The sequence below is a fragment of the Rhodococcus sp. P3_B8 genome (genome assembly GCF_056402775.1).
On record NZ_JBFUGT010000552.1, the window covers coordinates 1 to 2343 of the forward strand.

The window sequence follows — 2343 nt, forward strand, 5'->3', positions numbered from 1 at the left end:
AGTTTGTCCTGGTAGCAGGGCCCGATGCCGCGGCCGGTGGTGCCGATCTTCTTGGCCCCGAGGAAGCGTTCGGTGACCTTGTCGATGGCCACGTGGTACGGCATGATCAGGTGCGCATCGGCCGAGAGCAGCAGGCGGCTGGTGTCCACGCCCCGCTCGTCGAGTCCGGCGAGTTCGGTGAGCAGCACTCCTGGGTCCACCACGACACCGTTGCCGATGACGTTCGTGACGCCCGGAGTGAGGATTCCGGACGGGATCAGATGCAGAGCGAACTTGTCGCCGTTCGGAAGAACCACTGTGTGTCCGGCGTTGTTACCGCCCTGGTAGCGCACCACCCACTGCAGGCGTCCGCCCAGTAGATCGGTAGCTTTGCCCTTGCCCTCGTCGCCCCACTGGGCGCCGATCAGGACGATTGCCGGCATGACGTTGTCTCCTACGGTCGACGTACAGTCGTATCCGACTGCGTGGTCCTGCCGTTCGTAGGCAGTGGCCGGGGGAACAGTCTAGCCGAGGGCACGGAGAACAGACCCCACAGTACGGCTGGGGAGGCCATCTCGGGCGTGCCACTAGGATGATCCGAAAGGGAAGCTGCGGAAATCGCGGCGGGACATCCGGGCGAGGAGTGGCGTTGACCCCCGTAGTGCTCATTTGCGGCGACGTGCCGCTTCCCCTGCCTCTGGGCTCCATTTCGACCTCGAGCGCACCTGCCGTCCCGGACAAGGACGACTTCGACGAGGTCTTCTCCAAACTTCAGGTCGTCGTGGATCCGCGACTGATCGTGGTGGGCAGCGACGCCGCCTTCGCGGCCACCCTGACCCGGTTGATGCGCACCGATCGCCTGCACATCGAACTCGCGTACGTCGCGGAGCATCGTTCGGAGGCGACGGACGCCTACCACCTGTCCTCCGGCGCCCGCGGCGCCCGCACCGCGCTGAAGGGGACGGCCAAGCCGGTCCCCCTCATCCGCGACGACGCGGGGATCGCGCTCGTCGGGTGCGCCACCGTCACGGGTCCGGACGGGGGTCCGCTCGTCGGCGAGGCCTACGTCGACGACACCCGGCTGTTCTCGGGGACGACGACGAGCATGAACGTCACCCCGACCCCACGGATGCCCGGTCTGCGGGCGTCGGTCGAGCCTCGCAGGCGCTGGCTCCCCCGCCGCTGGGTCGAGGGTCGCGCCGTGCAGCTCGGGTCGCCCGCGGCGGCGCTGAACCGGGACGGCGTGCCGAACCCCCGCGACGTCAAGCGTTCGACGTTCTACCGGCACGATCAAGAGTGGTTGCTGGTCCGATGAGCCTGCCCAGGGCGCGGACCACCGCGGTCCGGCCCAGTCCGGTGTTCCTCCTCGTCGTCGCYGTCGCGGTCGCCGGCGGTGTTCTCGCGTGGCGCGCCGAACTGGAGTCGGTGCTCGGCCACGTCGGGGTGTTCCTGCTGGTGGTCGCGGGATGGGTGGTGACGCTCTGCCTGCACGAGTTCGCGCACGCGTACACGGCGTGGCGGCACGGCGACACCGACGTCGAGGTACGCGGCTACCTCACGCTCAACCCGTTGAAATACAGCCACCCGCTGCTGTCGATCGGTCTGCCGGTGCTGTTCATCGCGCTCGGCGGGATCGGGCTGCCCGGCGGCGCCGTGTACCTGCGCACCGGACTGTTCTCGCCGAAGGTGCAGGCGCGGGTGTCGCTCGCCGGACCCGCCGTGAACCTGGTGTCCGCGATCGTCCTGCTCGCCGTGATCCGCTGGTTCGGGCTGGGCGGCGACCACCAGGTGTTCTGGACGGGACTGAGCTTTCTCGCGTTCCTGCAGGTGATGGCCACCGTGCTCAATCTCCTGCCGGTGCCCGGACTCGACGGGTACGCCGCGCTCGAACCGTTCCTGCCGCCGCGCACTCGGAGGTCCGTCGACCAGTTCAAGCCGTACGGACTGCTGATCCTCGTGGCGCTGCTGTTCGTGCCGTCGATCAACGTGGTGTTCTTCGACGTCATCTACCGGCTGTTCGAACTGTCCGGGGTGCCGGAGATCTACGCGCAGTACGGCAACTACCTGATGCGCTTCTGGCTCTGACCCGTGAGTACTTGTCAACCGCGGGCGGTTATGTCTGAGTTCAGGACATGCAGGACAGTTGATGTCTCAGGACATCGAGGACACTGACGACCCGTGCCCGTGACAATCGGGCATGGGTGGAAAAGGGTTTTCGATGAATCCGGACATCGTGGCCGCGGTCTCGGCGGTCGCAGGCGGGGCACGGGTGAACGTGTCCCGCCTGTGCCGAGAGCAGGGCATCTCCCGCAATACCTTCTACGTCCTGGTGGGCAGGTTCCGCACCGAGGGCGCCGCAGCGTT

General features: G+C 67.3%; 4 protein-coding genes. 3 read left to right on the forward strand and 1 reads right to left on the reverse strand.

Annotation, left to right across the window (positions count from 1 at the left end; translation table 11 throughout):
- Positions 1 to 422, reverse strand: a 422-nt coding sequence (locus AC1D1G_RS44390; protein WP_477956850.1) for an adenylosuccinate synthetase, incomplete at its 3' end; no start/stop codon positions are given.
- 218 nt (positions 423 to 640) lie between these two features.
- Between AC1D1G_RS44390 and AC1D1G_RS44395 the strand changes: the two genes are divergently transcribed.
- From AC1D1G_RS44395 to AC1D1G_RS44405, 3 genes are all read left to right on the forward strand, one after another.
- Positions 641 to 1294 (forward strand): hypothetical protein, encoded by a 654-nt coding sequence (locus AC1D1G_RS44395; protein WP_241962211.1) that lies wholly within the window; start codon positions 641 to 643, stop codon positions 1292 to 1294.
- Positions 1291 to 2064, forward strand: coding sequence for a site-2 protease family protein (locus AC1D1G_RS44400; protein WP_009478808.1), 774 nt, complete (start codon positions 1291 to 1293; stop codon positions 2062 to 2064). Before AC1D1G_RS44395 ends, AC1D1G_RS44400 begins: the two co-directional genes overlap by 4 nt.
- Positions 2065 to 2197: 133 nt before the next feature.
- Positions 2198 to 2343, forward strand: a 146-nt coding sequence (locus AC1D1G_RS44405; RefSeq protein WP_477956851.1) for a helix-turn-helix domain-containing protein, incomplete at its 3' end; no start/stop codon positions are given.